At 44.4% G+C, this 19,794-nt stretch carries 20 protein-coding genes and 1 pseudogene; 11 read left to right on the forward strand and 10 right to left on the reverse strand.

Annotated elements, in window-relative coordinates:
- Positions 1-25 precede the first annotated feature (25 nt).
- Positions 26-1,225, forward strand: a complete 1,200-nt coding sequence (locus tag H7F27_RS00480; RefSeq protein ID WP_185848385.1) for an MFS transporter — start codon at positions 26-28, stop codon at positions 1,223-1,225.
- Between the two features lie 79 nt (positions 1,226-1,304).
- Here the strand turns inward: H7F27_RS00480 and H7F27_RS00485 are convergent, their stop codons facing one another.
- A complete protein-coding gene (locus tag H7F27_RS00485; RefSeq protein WP_103672073.1) occupies positions 1,305-2,153 on the reverse strand; it encodes a pentapeptide repeat-containing protein in 849 nt (282 codons plus the stop codon).
- Positions 2,154-2,313: 160 nt separating this feature from the next.
- On the opposite strand from H7F27_RS00485, the gene H7F27_RS00490 reads away from it, so the two are divergent.
- Positions 2,314-2,697, forward strand: coding sequence for a YybH family protein (locus H7F27_RS00490; RefSeq protein WP_095712571.1), 384 nt, complete (start codon positions 2,314-2,316; stop codon positions 2,695-2,697).
- 107 nt (positions 2,698-2,804) lie between these two features.
- Positions 2,805-3,599, forward strand: a complete 795-nt coding sequence (locus tag H7F27_RS00495; RefSeq protein WP_024123533.1) for a hypothetical protein — start codon at positions 2,805-2,807, stop codon at positions 3,597-3,599.
- A gap of 33 nt (positions 3,600-3,632) precedes the next feature.
- On the opposite strand, the gene H7F27_RS00500 is transcribed toward H7F27_RS00495, so the two are convergent.
- Both H7F27_RS00500 and H7F27_RS00505 read right to left on the reverse strand, forming a co-directional pair.
- Positions 3,633-4,367, reverse strand: a complete 735-nt coding sequence (locus H7F27_RS00500) for a MerR family transcriptional regulator (protein ID WP_185848386.1) — start codon at positions 4,365-4,367, stop codon at positions 3,633-3,635.
- A gap of 155 nt (positions 4,368-4,522) precedes the next feature.
- Positions 4,523-5,833, reverse strand: coding sequence for an MFS transporter (locus H7F27_RS00505; protein ID WP_038954331.1), 1,311 nt, complete (start codon positions 5,831-5,833; stop codon positions 4,523-4,525).
- A 436-nt stretch (positions 5,834-6,269) separates the two neighbouring features.
- Between H7F27_RS00505 and H7F27_RS00510 the strand changes: the two genes are divergently transcribed.
- On the forward strand, positions 6,270-6,719 hold the full coding sequence (locus H7F27_RS00510; protein WP_185848387.1) for a DUF6376 family protein: 450 nt from the start codon (positions 6,270-6,272) through the stop codon (positions 6,717-6,719).
- A gap of 59 nt (positions 6,720-6,778) precedes the next feature.
- Here the strand turns inward: H7F27_RS00510 and H7F27_RS00515 are convergent.
- A protein-coding gene (locus H7F27_RS00515; RefSeq protein WP_185848388.1) for an IS3 family transposase occupies positions 6,779-7,929 on the reverse strand; the annotation gives its coding sequence in 2 pieces (ribosomal slippage) (positions 6,779-7,656 and positions 7,656-7,929; 1,152 coding nt in all).
- Between the two features lie 114 nt (positions 7,930-8,043).
- On the reverse strand, positions 8,044-8,973 hold the full coding sequence (locus H7F27_RS00520) for a manganese-dependent inorganic pyrophosphatase (RefSeq protein ID WP_010332614.1): 930 nt from the start codon (positions 8,971-8,973) through the stop codon (positions 8,044-8,046).
- A 209-nt stretch (positions 8,974-9,182) separates the two neighbouring features.
- Here H7F27_RS00520 and H7F27_RS00525 point away from each other — a divergent pair.
- Positions 9,183-9,560: pseudogene (locus H7F27_RS00525) on the forward strand (winged helix-turn-helix transcriptional regulator).
- Between the two features lie 29 nt (positions 9,561-9,589).
- Here H7F27_RS00525 and H7F27_RS00530 read toward each other — a convergent pair.
- On the reverse strand, positions 9,590-10,075 hold the full coding sequence (locus H7F27_RS00530) for a spore coat protein (protein WP_024123527.1): 486 nt from the start codon (positions 10,073-10,075) through the stop codon (positions 9,590-9,592).
- A gap of 145 nt (positions 10,076-10,220) precedes the next feature.
- Between H7F27_RS00530 and H7F27_RS00535 the strand changes: the two genes are divergently transcribed.
- The 4 genes from H7F27_RS00535 to rplI all read left to right on the forward strand — a co-directional run bounded on the left by H7F27_RS00535 (position 10,221) and on the right by rplI (position 13,986).
- A complete protein-coding gene (locus tag H7F27_RS00535) occupies positions 10,221-10,370 on the forward strand; it encodes a hypothetical protein (RefSeq protein ID WP_010332611.1) in 150 nt (49 codons plus the stop codon).
- A 224-nt stretch (positions 10,371-10,594) separates the two neighbouring features.
- Positions 10,595-11,524 carry a YybS family protein gene (locus H7F27_RS00540; RefSeq protein WP_024123526.1) on the forward strand — a complete coding sequence of 310 codons (930 nt, stop codon included), beginning with the start codon at positions 10,595-10,597 and terminating at the stop codon, positions 11,522-11,524.
- A 36-nt stretch (positions 11,525-11,560) separates the two neighbouring features.
- Positions 11,561-13,540, forward strand: coding sequence for a cyclic-di-AMP phosphodiesterase GdpP (gene gdpP, locus H7F27_RS00545; protein ID WP_024123525.1), 1,980 nt, complete (start codon positions 11,561-11,563; stop codon positions 13,538-13,540).
- Positions 13,537-13,986, forward strand: coding sequence for a 50S ribosomal protein L9 (gene rplI / locus H7F27_RS00550; RefSeq protein WP_010332608.1), 450 nt, complete (start codon positions 13,537-13,539; stop codon positions 13,984-13,986). The genes gdpP and rplI overlap by 4 nt, the downstream gene beginning before the upstream one ends.
- Positions 13,987-14,022: 36 nt before the next feature.
- On the opposite strand, the gene H7F27_RS00555 is transcribed toward rplI, so the two are convergent.
- From H7F27_RS00555 to H7F27_RS00565, 3 genes are all read right to left on the reverse strand, one after another.
- Positions 14,023-16,101, reverse strand: a complete 2,079-nt coding sequence (locus H7F27_RS00555; protein WP_185848389.1) for an ArnT family glycosyltransferase — start codon at positions 16,099-16,101, stop codon at positions 14,023-14,025.
- 135 nt (positions 16,102-16,236) lie between these two features.
- The gene (locus H7F27_RS00560) at positions 16,237-17,445 is read right to left on the reverse strand and encodes a CynX/NimT family MFS transporter (protein WP_106019883.1); all 1,209 of its coding nucleotides are present in this window, start codon (positions 17,443-17,445) and stop codon (positions 16,237-16,239) included.
- A 71-nt stretch (positions 17,446-17,516) separates the two neighbouring features.
- Positions 17,517-17,657, reverse strand: coding sequence for a YycC family protein (locus H7F27_RS00565; RefSeq protein ID WP_003242786.1), 141 nt, complete (start codon positions 17,655-17,657; stop codon positions 17,517-17,519).
- A 120-nt stretch (positions 17,658-17,777) separates the two neighbouring features.
- On the opposite strand from H7F27_RS00565, the gene H7F27_RS00570 reads away from it, so the two are divergent.
- Entirely contained in the window at positions 17,778-17,981 is a 204-nt protein-coding gene (locus tag H7F27_RS00570) for a hypothetical protein (RefSeq protein ID WP_101859652.1), read from the forward strand.
- 51 nt (positions 17,982-18,032) lie between these two features.
- Here the strand turns inward: H7F27_RS00570 and H7F27_RS00575 are convergent, their stop codons facing one another.
- Positions 18,033-18,233: a DUF2188 domain-containing protein gene (locus H7F27_RS00575; RefSeq protein ID WP_038954329.1), complete on the reverse strand. Its 201-nt coding sequence runs from the start codon at positions 18,231-18,233 to the stop codon at positions 18,033-18,035.
- Positions 18,234-18,403: 170 nt separating this feature from the next.
- On the opposite strand from H7F27_RS00575, the gene dnaB reads away from it, so the two are divergent.
- Positions 18,404-19,768 (forward strand): replicative DNA helicase, encoded by a 1,365-nt coding sequence (gene dnaB, locus H7F27_RS00580; protein ID WP_010332602.1) that lies wholly within the window; start codon positions 18,404-18,406, stop codon positions 19,766-19,768.
- Positions 19,769-19,794: the final 26 nt, after the last annotated feature.

The following is a 19,794-nucleotide window of genomic DNA, read 5'->3' on the forward strand; positions in this document are numbered from 1 at the left end:
ATGGTGAGGGGCAGATAAAGTCCCGATGACATACATTCAAAAAGGCACACCGGTTTTTCGTAAAATTACGTTTGCTTTCTTTGCTGCAGGTTTTAATACATTTGCCATTCTGTATTGTGTACAGCCGCTTATGGAGGAATTTACGCGGGAGTTTCATGTGACCCCTACAACAGCGAGTCTTTCTTTATCTGCTACAACAATGCTCTTAGCTGTCAGCATGCTTGTTTTCGGTTCGTTGTCAGAGGTATGGGGACGTAAGCCGATTATGGCTGTATCCATGCTGGCCGCATCCGTTCTCTGTCTGGCGTCGGCCTTCAGCCCGAATTTTCATACGCTGCTCGTATTGAGAACCATTCAAGGGATTGCGCTCGCTGGTCTCCCTTCGATTGCGATGGCTTATCTTGGAGAAGAAATTGAACCCGGAAGCCTTGGGTCGGCGATGGGGCTGTATATCAGCGGAAACGCGATCGGCGCCGTTTTTGGAAGGATTGTTTCAGGGCTCTTGAGTGAGTACTTTACTTGGCATATAGCGATGGGGTCAATTGGTGTGATCAGTTTGATAGCGAGTATGATATTTTTTATGAATTTGCCTCAATCGACCCATTTTACGCCGAGAAAACTTGAGATCGGTCAGTTGGGAATGTCTTTAATCAGCCACTTGAAGGACCGGAAACTGTTAAGCTTGTTCTTCATTGGTTTTTTGCTTCTCGGAAGCAATGTTGCATTGTTCAACTACATTGCGTATGTGCTGTTAGCGCCGCCGTATTCCTTTAACAAAGCGATTGTCAGCTGGATATTTATTGTGATGATTGTCGGGATTTTCAGCTCGTCTTTTATTGGAAGAATGGTCGATCAATACGGTTATCATAAAATACTGATGATGAATATTTTTATCGTGCTCGCAGGTGCATTATTAACGTTAAACGGCGTATTAGCAGTAAAAATTCTGGGGATTGCCCTTTTTACCTTTGGTTTCTTTGGAGGGCATTCAGTCGCCAGCAGCTGGGTTGGACGGAGAGCCCTGCATAACAAGGCGCAGGCCTCATCGCTGTATTTGTTCTTTTATTACGCAGGTTCAAGTATCTGCGGAACAGTCGGCGGCGTGTTTTGGTCTGCTTTTCATTGGCTGGGTGTCGTCGGTATGATCACGTTCATGCTGCTGTTTGCCTTCGTGCTGTCGGTATTTCTGGCAAGGAGTGAAAACGTGTCAGGCAGCACGCTATGACTGATTTGACATGTCCTGAGGTGCAGGCAGTAAATTGAAATGATGGTGACAAAAAAAGGACCTCTGGCGGGTCCTTTTCTTATTGGCTGTTGTTCCAATGGGCCGGGATCTTTAAAGTAGGCGGAAGCTTTGTGCGGGGATTGCCTTTTGCAGCGTTCACTTGTGCCTGCGTTAGAAAAATGCTTCCTGTCAGGTCAGCTCCGCTTAAATCAGCATCTCTGAGATCAGCGCCGATGAAATCTGTCATTCTCATATCAGAATGTCTCAGGTCGGCTGCTATGAGCAGTGCTCCTCTGAAGTTTGCTCCTCTTAGATCAAGCCCTTTCAGTTTCGCGCCGATCAGGGCGCTTCCCCGGCTGATTTTTTTCGGGAGTTTTTGATTGCGGGCTTGGGCACGCACCAGCTCACTCGTTTTTAACAGCCATTCATTAACCTCAGCTCTATGCTCGGACACATGTAGGTTCAGCAGGTTTTCCGCGCTGAGCCTGGTGAGTTTGTCCGTCTTTTCGAAACAAGCCCGCAGCTCACGGTGAATCGGCTTGGCTGCCTCTATAGAAAGAGCTTCATGTAAATACCAAAGCATCTCATGCAGCTGCTGCATAATTGGAAAAACGTCAAACATCTCTTTCGCGGATTCCGGGTTTTTTCGCCAATCCTTTCCCTCATAAGTAATTTGGGATACCTTTTGACCGGCGCCAAAGCATTCATAAGCTGAGCAGCCTCGAAATCCTTTTTCTCTAAGAGCTTCATGTATGGCACATTGATAGTTTGATTCTAAGTTGCGGCAAGGCGTTCCGCCATCTTTATCAAAAGCAAAATCGGCCGATTTCGCATAAGGCAAGGCAACACAGCACAGGCCAAAACAATGTTGGCAATCTGCGCTTATATCATGCTGTCTATTGTTATGTAATGTGAATTCCACAGACAATATCGTTCACCCCTTCACTCGGGAACTTTGTAAAATATAGGTTTTGTTCGTGCTGTTTGCATTATATAGGAAATAGGTATACTTTTCATTTTATTTTTTCATGATCAACCCCTCAAACAATGTATAATATATCCAACCGTGATGATGGGGAGGGAACTTTTTGGAACAGCAAATAAAAGAGATCATTGCTGCTTGTGATGCGGCAATCCGGAACGAAGATTTTGATACACTGATGAATTACTATACAGAGGATGCCATTTTAGTTGTGAAGCCTGGCATGATCGCACGCGGTAAAGAAGAAATCAAAAAAGCGTTTATTGCGATCGCAAATTATTTCAATCATCAGCTTGTCCCGACACAAGGGGAAATGGTCATTTTGGAAGCAGGCGACACTGCTCTGGTCCTTTCTCAAACGCTGCTTGAATCGGATAAAAAGGATTCCGAGTATGCGATGGAAAGAAGGGCGACCTATGTGTTTAAGAAGAATATGCAAGGTGAGTGGCTTTGTGCAATTGATAATTCATATGGTACGGATTTAATTTAGTTTATAGTGCTTAGACATTCTGAAACAAGACGGGCTGCATGTGATCTGCTGTGTCCTTTTCCTGCATATAATGATTCATGAAGGTGAATAGGAAAGGGTGAATTCAATTGAATCCATACAACAGCAGAATGGCACCTTATTGGGTTTATCATGGCGGAGAATCAACGCTTTACCAGTATCCATATGTCTATAGGCAGCCCGGTTTCTCGCGCGCCATTATTACTGCAGCGCGGGGTGATGTGACGGGAGATGGAGTCGCTGATGAAGTCTTCCTTACTGGCAATCAAACGTCAGGCAGTCCGCTATGGAGAAATATCACTTTGGTGATACGTGACGGCAAAACACATCAGGAACGGCAAATCCAGCTTCATAACAATATCGGATACAATCCGTCACTTTTTCTGGCTGATGTGACAGGCAATAAAACGGAAGATGTGGCTGTTGTAATCGATACCGGGGGAAGCGGAGGCTCTATCTATGCATATGTATTTGCCTATATGAACCGGCAGTTCAGGCAGATTTTCAATTCGGATTCTTTTAATGATGAATTCAAGTACAGTGTGAGCTATCTAAATCAATATAAAGCGAGCGTGGTCAGTCAACGCCAGCATGAACAATATATACTGGATCTTACTTACAAAGGCAGAGACTATTTGAATGAAATTTATACGAATCAGGGTGTTTTAAAAGCGCCGATAGAAGGCTGGGTTAATCCTTTATCCGGCTTGTATCCGGTTGATTTCAACAGAGACGGCGTATACGAATTGCTGGCGTATCAGCGGATCGCCGGAAGGTATAACGCCGACTCATTGGGATATGTTCAAACCGTATTGAAATGGAACGGGCGGAATTTTGGCGTTGACCGGCAGAATGTATCGATTGTTGGCGGAGCCGCAACTTGAGCAGAGGGAATGCGTTAGTGGCAAAGACTCACGCTACAGGTGTTCTGCAACGACGGTCAGATAATAAGATAAACCGGTTTGCTGCTCTTCTAACATTCCTCGATGAAAATCATCCTGCATAAAAAAACGCGTTTGTTTTACGTAATCTTCTTTGCTTGTCGGATGTCCGTTTTGAGTCAGGAACGTAATATGATTCATGACATGCTCTTGCACGGCAGGGTCATGATACGTCACGCCGCTTCTTAAAAAATCAGCCATTCCATCAAGAAAATGTTTTGCCTCTATCGCCATCTTGTTCATTTCATCTACATTGATAGCGTGGGCATCTACTTCAAAATCGTAATGCTCTTTTAAATGGTCATTTTGTTCCGCTAAAGATTGTTTCCATTCGTCAGCGGTTTCAAATCCTTTAAACATTACCTTATGATCCATGTTCTCACCTTTTCTTGTGTATTCTAAAGACGTATTGACCGTTTGAACGAAGCGCTGGTACTTTTTAATTTTCTTTTCAAACAGCTTTTTTTGCTTTTCTAATGTGCCAGTTCTGTCAGCATCCTCAACTAATAACCTTTTTATTTCTGACAAAGGAATATCTAATTCTTTGTAAAAAAGGATTTCCTGCAGTCTTTTTAGCTCGTCGGCACCATAGTACCGATATCCGGCTTCGCTGATTTCTTTTGGGACCAGCAAGCCGATTTTGTGGTAGTGATAAAGCGTTTTGATTGTCACGTTCGCAATGTGCGACAATTCTTTTACTGTTACCTTCACAACTCAATTCCTCCTTCCTCTATCACTATGAGGCCTTACCTTTGGTTGGAGTCAAGAATAAAAATGATGTTATTTTTGCCCGGAGAGAATGGGATATAGCCCCAGAGAAAGCTGTTTTATGATCAAAGAAAAGAGTGCTTGCACACAAGCACTCTTTACTCCAACTTAATTCTTTTCACATCTCCTAGCACAAATACGTAAAAAATCAGCCCAAGCAGCAATACAAAACCGGCAACCAGAAAGCTGAGCGTAAAGGAACCTGTCACATCAAACAAATATCCCGTGAGTGAAGCGGCGATTATGCCTCCGAATAGGTTGTTTGCCAGATTTACCATGGAACTCAGCATGGAAACGGAGCCAATCGGGGCCAGTTCTGCGGAGATGGACCAGCCGACCGGAGCCGTTGCAGAAACGCCGGCGAGGCCGATTGAAATGCAGATAATTGCAACGGTAATATTATTCGTCAAAATGGAGCCCAAAAAGAAAAAGCCGAAGCTCATCCCTACAATGATCACGGTTCGGTACACCTTGGTGTTGGAATAGCCTTTTTTGATAAGGTAATCGACGAGCCAGCCGCCGACCACAATGCCGGAAATGGTTGAGATCAGCCACGGCACGGCGGTGAATAAACCGGATGACATGAGATCCATTCCGTATGTATGCTTAAAGAAAGTCGGAAGCCATGTAAGCAGCAGGTTGAATGTATAGCCGTACCCCGTAAATCCGATCATTAAGCCCCATACTTTACGGTTGGAAAACAGTGCTTTTAAAAGCGGGACCGTTTTATAGGGGATTTGTTCTGTTGTGATTGTATTGTGTTTCTGAATATAGTTTAATTCGCTTTTGGAAATGCGTTTGTGCCGTTCGGGCTGCTCATAGTACTGCCAGAAAAAGATGGTAAACAGCACATTGATGCATCCGATCGTTAAAAAGGCGACCCGCCAGTCAAATGTTGTGACGAGAAAGGCGACCAGCGGCGCTCCGATTACGTTTGAAAATTTGGCGGCTGAATCAAACAGTGAGTTCGCCAGACCCCGTTCACTTGGAGGAAACCATAGAGCGGTTGCTTTGGAAGCGGCGGGGAACGCCGATGCGCTTGTCAGCCCAATGAGAAATCGGAACACATATAAGAGCAGTTTTCCTTGTAAAAAAGCGAGAATGATCGTTAAAATGCTCCAAACCGTCATTCCGATTCTTGTGACCCAGGCCACGCCAAACCTGTCCAATAAACTTCCGACGGGCAGCTGCATCAGTGTGTACGAATATGTGTAAATCGAAAACACAATGCCGAGTTCAGTTGCTGTGAGGTGAAACGAATCTTGTATCGCCGGGGCAGCTACAGAAATGGCCACTCGATCAAAATAATTAAGAATGATAATGCCGCTCAGTAACGAAGATATATACCATCTGGTATGCCCGGGCCGTTTCACGCGCTCTTGACTCATGATGAAAACCTCCTCTGTCATAGCATGATCTCCGGATGTAAATACCATTCAAATTTTAATTACCACAGCTCTCTTTTATGTAAACGGACAGCAGGAATTTGACTGGAAAAGCCCATTGCTTTAGAATGAAAGTAATAAAAATGAACACTCCAAAGGGGAGTAGCTTTCACAGTAAAGTCGTCATTACGGGACAAGGTGTCCTCGGCTTTGCTGGCAATTTGATTGTTAGCGAGACCTTTGCCAAATCTGATTTGGTGAAGGTCTTTTTGTTTCTGAACTTCACCAAATCGGTGGAGTTTTTTCATTTTTATCAAAAAAGGGAGAGGAGATTCACTATGTCTAAGCTGAAGAAATGGCTGAAACGTGAATTGGTGAAGAAGGGGCTGCCATTAGCGAAAGAGAAATTGATTCCGATCTTAAAAGAAAAAATGAAGAAGAAACGATAAGGGGGCAAACAATGAAGAAAATGGTTCTGACGGTTTTGGCCGGCGCGGGTCTTTTGGGGGCAGGCGGATGCGGAATACTGGATCAGGTGAATGACGGGCTGGATTATACAAATGAAGCGTCAGCTTATGTGGAAAAGGTGAAGACGTTTGCAGAGGAAGCGCCTGCATTGGCTGAGGAAGCTGTAAATGACACTGAGGCGAAAGAAAAACTAGAGACACAGCTTGAGTCCATTCAAAAGGCAGCGGCTGATTTTAATGAATTAACACCGCCTGATGCCGCAGCGGAGCTTCACAACACCCTGCAGGAGCATAACGACACATTGCAAAAAAGTGCGGAAGACGTCTTGCAGCAAGTGGAAGAAGGAAAGGTATCGCTTGAGGAATTGGAGCAATCCGAATTGGTCCAAAACGCTAAGCAAATTACTGATGTGATGGGGCAAATTGAAAAGCTTGGCGAATAAGAAAAAGCATCCCGGGAGGGGACTGACCCCCGTTTTTGAGACAGGGATCAAAACACCTTTTATACAGCCAATTGCCGATAGCTTATCGGTGATTGGCTGTTTAGTTTCGTTTGAATACGAATGTTGTTATAATAATAAATGTATTCTTTGACAGTGCGTTCTACGATGGCGGTCGTGGTTCGATTAATGCTGTTAAGATAGAACGTTTCAGACTTTAGTGAGGAATAAAACGATTCGATGGAGGCATTATCAGCGGGCGTCCCTTTGCGGGACATGCTCATGGTAATGCCTTTTGTTTTAACAGCTTTCTGATACTCATAAGATGTATACACAGATCCTTGGTCACTATGTAACACGCAGTTCTGAGGCAGTGTTGGCAGCTGATCAAGTGTGTTTAAGACAAAGTCTGTGTCCTGCTTATCTCCAATCGTGAAAGCAATCACTTCTCCATTGTATACATCCAATATACTGGAAAGGTACAATTGTTTCTGTCCATAAGGCAAATACGTGATATCCGTTACTAGTTTTTCAAGAGGATGATCGGACTGAAAGTTCCGATCTAATATATTATCAACCACGGCATATGGCTGCCCATTCTTCTTGCGCTTTTTCACCTTAACCCGGCACTGCCACTGATTTTTCTGCATGATACGCTGAACCGTTTTATAGTTAATACGCATTCCCTTTTTTAATATAGCTGTAATTTTTCGATATCCATATCGATACTTGTGCTCTCGGCACAACGTGCCGATTTGTTTTTCCAAATGGCACTTGGGATGATCTTTCATCAGGTTCTTCTTCCAACGATAATAAGATGCTCGTGAAATACCTAAATGAACACAGATATTCTGTACGGTCATTGTGCTGTGCAATACTTCTACAAGTTCGACTGACGTTTGGCTATCAACTTCCTTTCCAATTCGTTGTACTTTTTTAGAACTTCATTCTGTTGTCTCAGATAACGGTTCTCTGCCTGCAGTTTCTCTAATTCGGAAGAATACTCCGGACCTTTTCCGTAAGTGTATTGCTTACCAACAGGCTGTTCAAATCGATGTGTATCCCCAGCCTTATGCCATCTAACCCATGTCTGAACCTGCGTCTTATTCTTGATATTCAATTCCTGCATGATCTCTTTCATAGGTACGCCTGCCAATCTCATTTCTACAGCCTTCTGTTTGACTTCAATCGGATAACTCACTCTTGTTCCCATACAAAAAACACCTCCAAGTCTTATTTAAGGATAACAACTATCCGTTTTCAAACTTGAAGGTGTTTTTTATTTGTCTCATCTTATGGGGTCAGTCCCGAGCGGGATGCTTTTTTATTATTCTGCAATCGCGTCTGTTAACACAGGAACGACTTGTTTTTTACGAGAAACAACGCCTTTAAGAAGGGCTGTATTGTTTTCTAATGTGACGTTGAATGCTTTTTCCACTTTGTCCGCTTCGTTACCGATTGCAAGTGCAAGTGAATCGTTTTCTAAGATGTCTGTGATCACAAGAAGGAACAGATCAAGGTTCTTCTCAGCCACAACTTTAGAAATCACTGCTTCTAACTCAGCTTGGCGCTTTCTCACATCTTCAATATCCACTGTGTTGACTTGTGCGATTTCGACTTTTTTGCTGCCGAGTGTGAATTCTTTTGCATCAAGAGAAATCAGCTCTTCAACTGTTTTTTTGCTTAAGTCAGCGCCGGCTTTCAGCATGTTTAAGCCGTATTCTTCAGCATCTACGCCAGCGATTTCAGCAAGTTCTTTTGCTGCCGCTACGTCTTGATCAGTGCAAGTTGGAGATTTGAATAACAGAGAGTCAGAAATGATAGCAGACAGCATAAGGCCGGCAATTTCTTTCTCGATTGTTACGTTATTTTCTTTGTACATTTTGTTTAAGATTGTAGCAGTACAGCCGACAGGCTCAGCACGATAGTAAAGCGGCTCAGCTGTTTCGAAGTTTGCGATTCTGTGGTGGTCGATGACTTCAAGAACCTGAACGTCTTCAATATCCTTGATGCTTTGCTGGCGTTCGTTGTGGTCAACAAGGATAACGCCGTTCACTTCGTTTGCAGCTGTTTCTACAAGACGAGGGCTTTCTTGTTTGAAGTAATCTAGCGCGTATTGTGTTTCGCCGTTGACTTGTCCAAGTCTGACAGGCTCAGCGTTGAAACCGAGTTTGTTTTTTAAATCAGCGTAAGCAATAGCAGAGCAAATCGTATCTGTGTCTGGATTTTGGTGTCCGAAAATAAGTATTTTTTCCATGATAACTCCTTATCCTTTTTTAGGTAGTGTAAACATTCTTTTTATAGTTTAACACGTCTTGCTGCGGGTGTAATCATGCAAACCCTTAAAAATTGATGTGAATAAAAAGCATTTTTTTTGAGTGGAAGAGGAAAGGTGTGTAAAATACTGGGTAGGTCAGTTGCAAAATGATCTGTAGTATCAAAAAAGGTACTATTGGAGGGTCGAACATGAGCCGAAAAAATAATATTTATCCGAACAAAGAAGGCTGTCCAGTTGAATTTACACTAGATGTCATTGGCGGAAAGTGGAAAGGAATCCTTTTTTATCACATGATAGATGGCAAGAAACGGTTCAATGAGTTTCGCAAAATCTGCCCGAGTATTACCCAATGAATGCTGACCCTGCAGCTTCGGGAGCTTGAAGCGGATGGCATTGTTCATCGCGAAGTTTATCACCAGGTGCCGCCCAAGGTCGAGTATTCTTTGACAGAATTCGGGCGAACGCTTGAGCCGATTGTATTGCAAATGAAAGAATGGGGTGACGCCAACCGAGAAGTACTGGAGGCGCGTCGTTCGAACAGTTTATTAAAAGAACAGCAGAAGTAGCAGCAAAGGGAGAGCCTTTGCTGCTTCTTTTATTTCATCGAAATGGCTTTATTGGCGTTTCTGACGTCATTTTTTAACAGATCAGAAAGGTTGTAAGATGGGTAGTATCCATGCTGATACATGTATTGATAAACCTGCGCATGCAACTTAATGGCAGCGTTTAGCTGTTTGACAAGTACGGTTCTTAATTGAGGTGTTGCTGTTTCTGTAATTGCAATGGCATAGCTGCGGACAGATGTTTTGGCAAAGCCGAGCAGGTCACCGCTGTAAAATGGATTATCCGCGCGCTCTTCTTCTTCATCATCGCGAGGCATCGGCGCCTGAGGGAAGAACGGGAGAAGCTCTTTTAAGTTTTGCTCAACGGCCTGAATGGACACGCTATAAAGCTGTCTGAGCTGAGGATCTCTAACTTCTCTAATCATTTTCTTCAGTTTAATGAGCCCGTTTGCCTGAAAAGCAACCAGCTCATGCATCTCTAATGTTTCATGCCAAGCCAACGTTCTGCGTTCATCCATGTAACAAATCTCCTTTATCAATCAGATTCTGTATCAGCATATGCCCAACGTTCAATGTTGTTCATGATGTTTTGAAGTTTTTAAAAAGGGAAATTCACCTTATATAGGCTACGGGTTGAGAACATCCAAAAAGAGGTGAAACACGATGTGGGACATGATAAAGAACTTTTTCTTGTTTAGCAGCGGCGTTCTGCAAGCAACAACCCTTTTACTTGTGATTTTAATATTTGTGTATGTCAGAAAAACGAAGAAGAAAAACAAAGAATCTTCTGGTTTTATGGATGATAAAGAATAAGAAGTGATGGGCATTCTTTTAAAGAATGTCTTTTCGTTTGCAATGTTTCACATGAAACATTGGCGTCATTTTACTTGCGATTTGGACTTATGTTAAAATATAAAAGTAATTTTAGAGATGATATGAAAACATTGGTGCAAAACATGTTGCGGCGATGAAAAAAAGAGCAGTCGTTTATGCTGCTCTTTTCTATTCGTATGTTCAGTATGATACGAGGTGACTAAGTGAAACAAACAAGAGCATTAATGGAAGGTGCTATTTTAATCAGTTTGTTTGCGATCATCACACTGTTGGTCGTTTATGTTCCATTGATTGGAACAATTCTGTTATTTGCACTGCCGCTGCCTATGATCCTTTATACGATCAGACACGGATTGAAATTAGGATTATGGATGGGCGCTGTCAGTCTTCCTGTTGTCTTTATTGTCGGGTCCTTTAACGGACTTATTGTAGCTTTTATGTCAGCTTGTGCGGGCATTGTCATGGGGCATTTTTTCAAAAAAAGAGAACCCGGTCATGCTATTATTTCGGGTGCCCTTATTTATATGCTTTGTATCGTGTTCTATTTTGTGATAAGCATTCAGTTTTTGGGTATCAATATCATTGATGAAGCAATGACACAATACCGGCAATCACTCGATATCGTTGAATCCGTTTTGAAACAATCGGGTAATGCTGAAGAGCTTGAGAAACAAATGAAACTGATGGAAGAACAATTGAGTACGGTTCAATATCTTTTTCCAACAGCTATCGTGATGGTAGGAGCCATTTTTTCTTTCCTCAGTTACCTTATCGCTAAGCCGCTCTTAAGGCGATTCTCCCCCGATATTCCTAGTCTAAAGCCTTTTAGAGAGTTGAAGTTTCCGCAAAGTGTTGTAGTGCTGTATTTGTTGATTGTCATTCTTTCATTTCTGCCTTTAGAAAAAGGCCAAATGCTGTACTCTATCGCTTTAAATGGGGAGTTTATACTCGGGTTTCTTATTTTTATCCAGGGTTTATCATTTATCTTTTTCTATTGCCATAAGAAAAAATATCCGAAGGCAGTCGCCGTCATTGCAGTCATTCTTGGTTTTCTGCATCCGATTTTTATGGCAGCCATTCGCATTTTAGGCGTTATGGACATGGGCTTTAACATAAGGAATAAGGTGAAGTGAATATGAGTTGTACTCACATGGTGGGGAGTGATAGAAATGCCAAGCTTTTATGAAAAACCGCTGTTTCGGTATCCCATCTATGCATTGATTGCTTTGTCAATCATTACAATCCTCATCAGCTTTTATTTTAACTGGATCATAGGAACCGTCGAAGTGTTGCTGCTTGCAGTTATACTGTTTTTTATAAAACGCGCGGATTCTCTTATTCGAAAAGAGATTGACGCTTATATTTCTACGTTATCCTACAGGTTGAAAAAAGTCGGTGAAGAGGCATTGATGGAAATGCCGATCGGCATCATGCTTTTTAATGATCAATACTATATAGAATGGGCAAATCCGTTTCTCTCTTCTTGCTTTAATGAAAGTACTTTAGTGGGGAGATCACTTTATGATACGTGTGAATCAGTTGTGCCGCTCATCAAACAAGAGGTAGAATCGGAAACGGTTACATTGAATGACCGAAAATTTAAAGTGGTCATCAAACGGGATGAGCGTCTGCTTTATTTCTTCGATGTGACGGAACAGATACAGATTGAAAAGCAATATGAAAATGAAAGAACTGTGCTGGCCTATATTTTCCTTGATAACTATGATGATGTGACGCAAGGATTAGACGACCAGACGAGAAGCACGATGAACAGCCAAGTGACATCTTTGCTCAACGCTTGGGCGCAGGAGTATGGAATATTCCTGAAAAGGACTTCATCAGAACGTTTCATCGCTGTGCTTAATGAACACATTTTAACCGAACTTGAAAATTCGAAGTTTTCGATTCTGGATGAGGTACGGGAAAAAACTTCATTTGACGGCGTTGCGCTGACCTTAAGCGTTGGTGTCGGAGCTTCGGTCTCATCGCTGAAAGAGCTTGGCGATTTGGCGCAATCCAGTCTGGACTTAGCACTGGGCCGCGGCGGAGACCAGGTAGCCATTAAGCTGCCAAACGGAAAAGTGAAGTTTTACGGCGGTAAAACGAACCCGATGGAGAAGCGAACAAGGGTGCGCGCCCGCGTGATTTCTCATGCTTTAAAGGAAATCGTTTCTGAAAGCAGCAATGTGATTATCATGGGTCACAAATTCCCCGACATGGATTCTATCGGCGCGGCGATCGGGATATTAAAGGTGTCACAGGCAAATAACAAAGATGGATTTATTGTGATTGATCCGAATCAAATCGGTTCAAGTGTGCAGCGCTTGATTGAGGAAATTAAAAAATATGAAGATCTGTGGTCAAGGTTCATTACGCCTGAAGAAGCGATGGAAATTGCCAATGACGACACGCTGCTTGTCATCGTGGATACACATAAGCCGTCGCTTGTCATGGAAGAACGGCTGGTAAACAAAATTGAACATATTGTGGTCATCGACCATCACCGCAGAGGCGAAGAATTTATCAGAGACCCGTTGCTCGTCTATATGGAGCCGTACGCTTCATCAACAGCGGAATTGGTGACAGAGCTGCTTGAGTATCAGCCGAAGCGCTTAAAAATCAATATGATTGAAGCAACCGCCCTATTAGCTGGTATAATAGTGGATACAAAGAGCTTTTCACTCCGCACTGGCTCGCGGACCTTTGATGCAGCTTCATATTTAAGAGCGAAAGGCGCCGATACGGTGCTTGTGCAGAAGTTCCTCAAAGAAACCGTTGATTCCTATATTAAACGGGCGAAGCTGATCCAGCATACGGCCCTCTATAAAGAGAACATCGCGATTGCGTCTCTGCCTGAGAATGAGGATGAATATTTCGATCAAGTGCTGATTGCGCAGGCTGCGGATTCACTGCTGTCGATGAGCGAGGTTGAGGCTTCATTTGCGGTAGCAAGACGTGATGAACAAACTGTTTGTATCAGTGCGCGGTCTCTTGGCGATGTGAATGTTCAGATCATCATGGAGGCGCTGGAAGGCGGAGGACATTTAACAAATGCGGCGACTCAGTTATCCGGCATTTCAGTAACAGAAGCGCTGGAGCGGCTGAAGGGCGCCATAGATGAGTATTTTGAGGGAGGCGTACAAAGATGAAGGTTATTTTCTTACAAGATGTAAAAGGAAAAGGAAAAAAAGGTGAAGTGAAAAACGTAGCAGACGGTTATGCGCATAACTTTCTGATTAAAAAAGGCCTCGCGGTTGAAGCGAACGCGTCAAACATCAGTGTACTAAACGGTCAAAAGCAGAAAGAGAAAAAAGAAGCCATCGCAGAGCTTGAGCAGGCAAAGAGCTTAAAAGAAACATTAGAAAAACTGACTGTTGAGCTCAGCGCGAAATCAGGTGAAGGCGGCCGTTTGTTCGGCTCTGTCACAAGCAAGCAAATTACTGAACAGCTTCAAAAAGACCATAACATTAAAGTGGATAAGCGGAAGCTGGAACTGCCGGACGGCATTCGCGCGTTAGGTTATACAAACGTTCCTGTGAAATTGCATCCTGAGGTGCAGGCTGTGTTAAAGGTACATGTGAAAGAAGAAGCTTAATAGAAAAGAGGCTTGGATTGATCCAAGCCTCTTTTTTTATTCTGCGAGATAAAGGGTTTGCTGGCTTTCTCCGCCAGGTCCACCTTTCATGCCTTGCTGGCTGCTTGTGCTGCTCGAGGAACTGCTGTACTCGTCAGAAGATATTTCTTGACCGTGTTTCTTGATCCAAGAAACGAGTTCAGTATTGCCTGAGTTAGTTTCTGACAGCAGGAAGTATTTCACTTTGCCTTCTTTGACTAGTTTTTTCAGATCAGAGACAGTCAGAATCGGATCTGTGCCGTTGAAGCCGCCGAGTGCCATGACAGATTCATCTGTATCGATGATATATGGCGCAGCCGTTACGGTTGTTAACGTAGCGAATAAATACTCTTCGCCGGTATTATGCTCTCTCAGATAAGACAGGAGACCGGTGTCCATTTCTGAGGAGAACATGTTTCCTCCGTTTGCCGAGCTTTTAAGCTGCGGGCCGGATTCAGGAAGAACGCTGTTGCCCCCGTATAAAAGCGGCGTTGCTGACCAGTAGATTGGTGCGAGGAGCAGCACACATAAGCTGACAATGATTAGCTGTTTGCTGCTTTTGAGCATGAGCAGAGCAATGGTGGTGCCGAGTCCTGCGAGTCCGAGTACATACATCCAACCACTGCCGATTTGGCTTGTATAAGCACTCAAAATATACACTTGGAATGCGGCTGTAATGAAGACGGCCGCTGGCAGCAGGCAGCTTGTCCAATCTTTATTGTTTTTGTATAGGCGGTACATTGTATACCATCCGATACCGGAAAGTGCGGCAATCGGCGGTGCCAGCATAATCAAGTAATACTGGTGGAAGAATCCCGCGATGCTGAAGAAACCTGCCACAGGTACAAGCCATGCTGTCCAGAATAGCGTTTCTTTCAATTCTGCCGCCTGACCACGGCGATCACGGCACCAGCTGACAATTACACCAAGTAATCCGATCAATGCGAATGGAAGCATCCAGCTGATCTGGCCGGAAAGAGCAGATTGGAAGAGACGAAGCGGTCCTGCATCACCTGTGCCGAACATGTTCATGCTTTTTCCGCCGCCCCCGCCGGGTCCTCCATTCCCTGGTCCGCCTGTTGGAGGTGTGCCTCCTCCATTGGAAGCGCCGCTTTGTCCAGAAGGCGGCTGAGGAGCCTGTGCATTGCCCCCGAAGGAACCGGTGCTGTTTTGATTTCCATCTGCCTTGCTGTTTCCGTTCTCAGATGAAGAGGTTCCATCAGATGATTCATTGTGATTTGGCGCTTGCCTTGTGCCATTATTCTGCATGTTATCGCCGCCTGCGGCATTCATATCACCGCGTGCAAGGCCGGTGGTTTGCCCAAGCAGCCGCTCTGTGCCGTTATATCCGAAGGCGAGTTCTAACACAGAGTTTGTCTGGCTGCTTCCGATATACGGCCGGCTGGAGGAGGATGTTGAATCCACAATAACCGCCCATGAGAGCGATATACCGGTTAGGAGGATAAGAGACAGAATCAGCGATCCTGTTTTTTTCTTTAGTGAAATCCGAGAAGCAATCAGGTAGAATAACACAAATGCAGGCAATACCATAAAGGCTTGCATCATTTTCATATTAAATGCAAGGCCGATCAGGCCAAAAGCTGTCAGGAGCCAAACGAGCTTGCCTTGTTTGGCCGCCCGAAGCAGGCATGATGAACCAAGCAATAAGGTAAAGACAAGCATGCTGTCAATGTTGTTTGTACGGCTGACGGCGACTGCGATCGGTGTCAGCGCCATGACAAGCGCGGCGGCGCGGGCCGCTCCAATCCCAAATGTCGGTTTGATCATTCTGTACAGAAGGAATACCGATCCAACCCCGGCGAGAGCCTGAGGAATGATGACACTCCACGTATGAACACCAAAGATCAGCGCGAAGATCGTTTGAATCCATAAAACAACAGGCGGCTTATCAACTGTTACAAATCCGGAAGGGTCAAATGACGCATAGAAGAAATTGTGGAAGCTTTGCGTCATGCTTTTCACCGCTGCCAGATAGTATTGGTTCGCAACGTCATCCTGCCAAATGTGATAGGTGTTGAGAAAAGCCGCTGCAAGCAAAATAACAATAAGGACTGTGTCGAAACGTTTGGTTTTCATCGTTTTTCACCTCTTTATAATGTCTTATTGTAAAAAACAAATATGAAAAACTTATGAATAAACCATAAAGATTCAAAGAATGTCTGACAGTTTTTCCATAAAAAAAGAGGCGGAGACATCTTCCCCGCCCTTTTTCTACGCTGAATTTCTCTTTCTCTCTGTCTGAAGGACGTATCGATCGCGTCCAGCCCCAAGTCCTGCTGTTCCCATGACGATTAAAGCAGCAATAAGAAGCACAATCGGCATTGTCCATGAATGTGTCTGGTCAAAGAGATACCCGACAAAGATCGGTCCGACGGCTGCAAGAAGGTAGCCGAATGACTGTGACATGCCTGACAGCGCTGCAGCCTGATACGCATTTTCACTGCGGAGCCCAATGAGAGTGAGTGCCAGACTAATGCTGGAGCCTTGTCCGATACCGATAATCACCATCCAGATGGCAAGCATGGCATGGCTGCCGCCCGTTAATAATCCGCATAGACCGATCAGATAGACTGCGGTCAGCGCTGCAACGATCCCGCGCTGATGTTTCACGCGGTCAGCTAAAACCGGTGTCAGAAAAGTGGAAGGCAGACTCGCAAATTGCATGAGTGATACAAGCCATCCGGCGGTTGACGTATCAATCCCGTGTGAACGGAGAATCTCAGGAAACCAGGCGATACTGCTGTAAAATAAAAATGATTGCAGGCCCATGAAGATGGTGACGAACCATGCCACTTTGGAAGCCCAAATCGGACTGGTTTTAAGCTGCGGCGTCTGGTTGGACGCATCCCGATGTCGGAGCTGAGGTATCCAAATCAGCAAGGCTAGAAATGCTAAGCCTCCCCATAAAAGAAATCCCTGTTTCCATCCGCCATCCAACTGGGACGCTAAAGGAACGCTGATACCTGATGCTAAAGCAGCGAATATATTCATAGATGTCGTATACAGGCTGATCATGAGCCCTGGCTTTTCAGGGTATTTATGTTTGATTAAGCTTGGCAAAAGTACGTTTCCGATCGCAATTCCGATTCCGATGAGTGCCGTTCCGAAAAACAAAGCGGGGGTATAGCCGGCAGATCGAATCAAAACACCGATAAACAGTATCAGGAGACCAAGCCATAAGGTTCGCTCATTTCCGAGGCGCCGTCCGAGCTTAGGCGCGAGCGGAGAAAGAACGGCAAACGAAAGCAGCGGCAGTGCGGTCAAAAAACCCGCTGCCCCATTGGACATGTGCAGCTCGGTCCTGATGGAGCTGATGACCGGCCCGACTGAAGTGATTGCGGGTCTTAAGTTAAACGCGATAAAGATAATACCGGCAATCAGCCAAAACGATTGGATTTTTTTATTTTGTGGATGTGGCAAAGCAGTTACTCCTCTTTTCTAACATATACTTAATATCATTCCGATACATGTAAGCAAGTATGCGAGTGCAGTTATGATTTGTCCTCTTTCTGCAATTCAGCCATTTTGGCAAGCAGAATATGTTGAGGCATATGCATGATCTGTTCAAGCGGCAGATTCAAAGACTCTGCAAGCTTTTGTGCAGTTTCAGCAGAAATTTGCAAAGGTCTCACAAAGATCCCTCCTCTCTTTTGTCCATTGTACAAGAATCAGATGTGAAACGTAAGAAGATATCACAAAGGGATGGTGCATTCGGAAAATGCCCCTTATAAAAGAGATAAGGAGGGTTCATCATGAACAAACCGTTATCATTATTAAAACAAATGCTGTATGAGCATCAGATAGACACAGAGAAAAATGTCACATTGGAAGAATATATTGCATTGCGGCATAAGCTTCAGGAGCTGATGGGGAAATTTGCTTCCTTTGAAGAGTGGGAGCTGTATCAAAAGGCGGCGGATCTTATGATGCGTATTGGATTCAAATGGATGGAATAGCGTGTCGTACCCGCTAAAAAAAGCCCCGCGGCAGCGAAGGCTTTCAGTTTGTTAGAAAGAGAGTTCGTCTTCCACATTTTTATGCTGGTCATAAATCACAAGCTTTGCCGGGCTGTTCTCTTTGGCTACCTGCTTCGCTTTTTCAATAGCGGCGTCTTTTGAGGTGTATAAAGCTGTAGGCGCCACATTCTCCACTTTGATAAACCAGCCGTCCGCATCGACGTTGGGTGTTACGGCGTATTTTTTCAGCATCATTCATTCCTCCCTCAAGTTTTATCAGTTTTTTTCCCAGCCTGGCACTGTCCGAAACTATCCAATCTGCTGACTGAAAAAAATGGGAAACAAAGAATTTTTCTATTTTTTTTCTGGATAAATGGTAAAATGGAGTTTGGAGATTTTTTAATGAGAGGACGGTGCTTAGCATGACAGACCTTCTGAATGATCGGCTGCCGCCGCAAAATATAGAAGCCGAACAAGCCGTGTTAGGCGCTATTTTTTTACAGCCGTCTGCTTTAACACTGGCTTCAGAGGTATTGATTCCAGATGATTTCTATAGAATGTCCCACCAAAAAATTTATAATGCGATGCTGGTGCTCGGAGACCGCGGTGAACCGGTTGATTTAGTTACGGTGACGTCAGAGCTTGCCAACACGGACCTGCTGGAAGAAGTGGGAGGCATATCGTATCTGACTGATATCGCAAACTCGGTGCCGACAGCGGCTAACATAGAATATTACGCAAAGATCGTTGAGGAAAAATCAATTCTTCGCCGGTTAATCAGAACAGCGACAACCATCGCTCAGGACGGATATACCCGCGAGGACGAGGTCGAAGATTTACTCAGTGAAGCGGAAAAAACGATTATGGAAGTGGCGCAGCGCAAAAATACAAGCGCCTTTCAAAATATCAAGGATGTCCTTGTCCAAACATATGATAATATCGAACAGCTTCACAATCGAAAAGGCGATATTACCGGGATTCCGACAGGGTTTTCTGAGCTTGATCGGATGACTGCCGGATTCCAGCGAAATGACTTGATTATTGTGGCTGCCCGTCCGTCAGTAGGGAAAACGGCCTTTGCCTTGAATATCGCGCAAAACGTAGCGACGAAGACCGACGAGAGTGTAGCCATTTTCAGTCTTGAGATGGGTGCCGAGCAGCTCGTTATGCGTATGCTTTGTGCCGAGGGAAATATCAATGCCCAAAACCTTCGTACAGGAAATCTGACAGAAGAGGATTGGGGAAAGCTGACGATGGCGATGGGAAGCCTGTCCAACAGCGGAATTTATATCGATGACACACCGGGTATCCGTGTCAGTGAAATCCGTGCCAAATGCCGCCGTTTGAAGCAGGAAAGCGGTCTTGGCATGATTTTGATCGATTACCTGCAATTGATCCAGGGAAGCGGCCGTTCAAAAGATAACCGTCAGCAGGAAGTATCAGAAATTTCCCGTGAACTGAAATCGATCGCCAGAGAGCTTCAAGTCCCTGTTATCGCGCTTTCTCAGCTTTCGCGTGGCGTTGAGCAGCGTCAGGATAAACGTCCGATGATGTCTGATATCCGTGAATCAGGAAGTATTGAGCAGGATGCAGATATTGTCGCGTTCCTTTATCGTGATGACTACTATGACAAAGAAACTGAGAACAAAAACATTATCGAAATCATTATTGCCAAACAGCGTAACGGCCCGGTAGGAACCGTGTCTCTTGCGTTCGTAAAAGAATACAATAAATTCGTCAACCTGGAACGGCGTTTTGACGACGCAGGTGTTCCGCCCGGTGCGTAAACCCCAAGAGCTTCTTCTTGGGGTTT

It is taken from the genome of Bacillus sp. PAMC26543, assembly GCF_014250375.1.
In the GTDB taxonomy this organism is placed as follows: Bacteria; Bacillota; Bacilli; order Bacillales; family Bacillaceae; genus Bacillus; species Bacillus halotolerans.

What these genes read in the sequence shown, in the direction of transcription:
- gdpP (WP_024123525.1), top strand. Translation starts at nt 11,561, where the DNA reads ATGCCAAGCTTTTATGAAAAACCGCTGTTTCGGTATCCCATCTATGCA.
- rplI (WP_010332608.1), top strand. Translation starts at nt 13,537, where the DNA reads ATGAAGGTTATTTTCTTACAAGATGTAAAAGGAAAAGGAAAAAAAGGT.
- H7F27_RS00480 (WP_185848385.1), top strand. Translation starts at nt 26, where the DNA reads ATGACATACATTCAAAAAGGCACACCGGTTTTTCGTAAAATTACGTTT.
- H7F27_RS00520 (WP_010332614.1), bottom strand. Translation starts at nt 8,973, where the DNA reads ATGGAAAAAATACTTATTTTCGGACACCAAAATCCAGACACAGATACG.
- dnaB (WP_010332602.1), top strand. Translation starts at nt 18,404, where the DNA reads ATGACAGACCTTCTGAATGATCGGCTGCCGCCGCAAAATATAGAAGCC.
- H7F27_RS00510 (WP_185848387.1), top strand. Translation starts at nt 6,270, where the DNA reads ATGAAGAAAATGGTTCTGACGGTTTTGGCCGGCGCGGGTCTTTTGGGG.
- H7F27_RS00505 (WP_038954331.1), bottom strand. Translation starts at nt 5,833, where the DNA reads ATGACAGAGGAGGTTTTCATCATGAGTCAAGAGCGCGTGAAACGGCCC.
- H7F27_RS00555 (WP_185848389.1), bottom strand. Translation starts at nt 16,101, where the DNA reads ATGAAAACCAAACGTTTCGACACAGTCCTTATTGTTATTTTGCTTGCA.
- H7F27_RS00570 (WP_101859652.1), top strand. Translation starts at nt 17,778, where the DNA reads ATGAACAAACCGTTATCATTATTAAAACAAATGCTGTATGAGCATCAG.
- H7F27_RS00530 (WP_024123527.1), bottom strand. Translation starts at nt 10,075, where the DNA reads ATGGATGAACGCAGAACGTTGGCTTGGCATGAAACATTAGAGATGCAT.
- H7F27_RS00575 (WP_038954329.1), bottom strand. Translation starts at nt 18,233, where the DNA reads ATGCTGAAAAAATACGCCGTAACACCCAACGTCGATGCGGACGGCTGG.
- H7F27_RS00535 (WP_010332611.1), top strand. Translation starts at nt 10,221, where the DNA reads ATGTGGGACATGATAAAGAACTTTTTCTTGTTTAGCAGCGGCGTTCTG.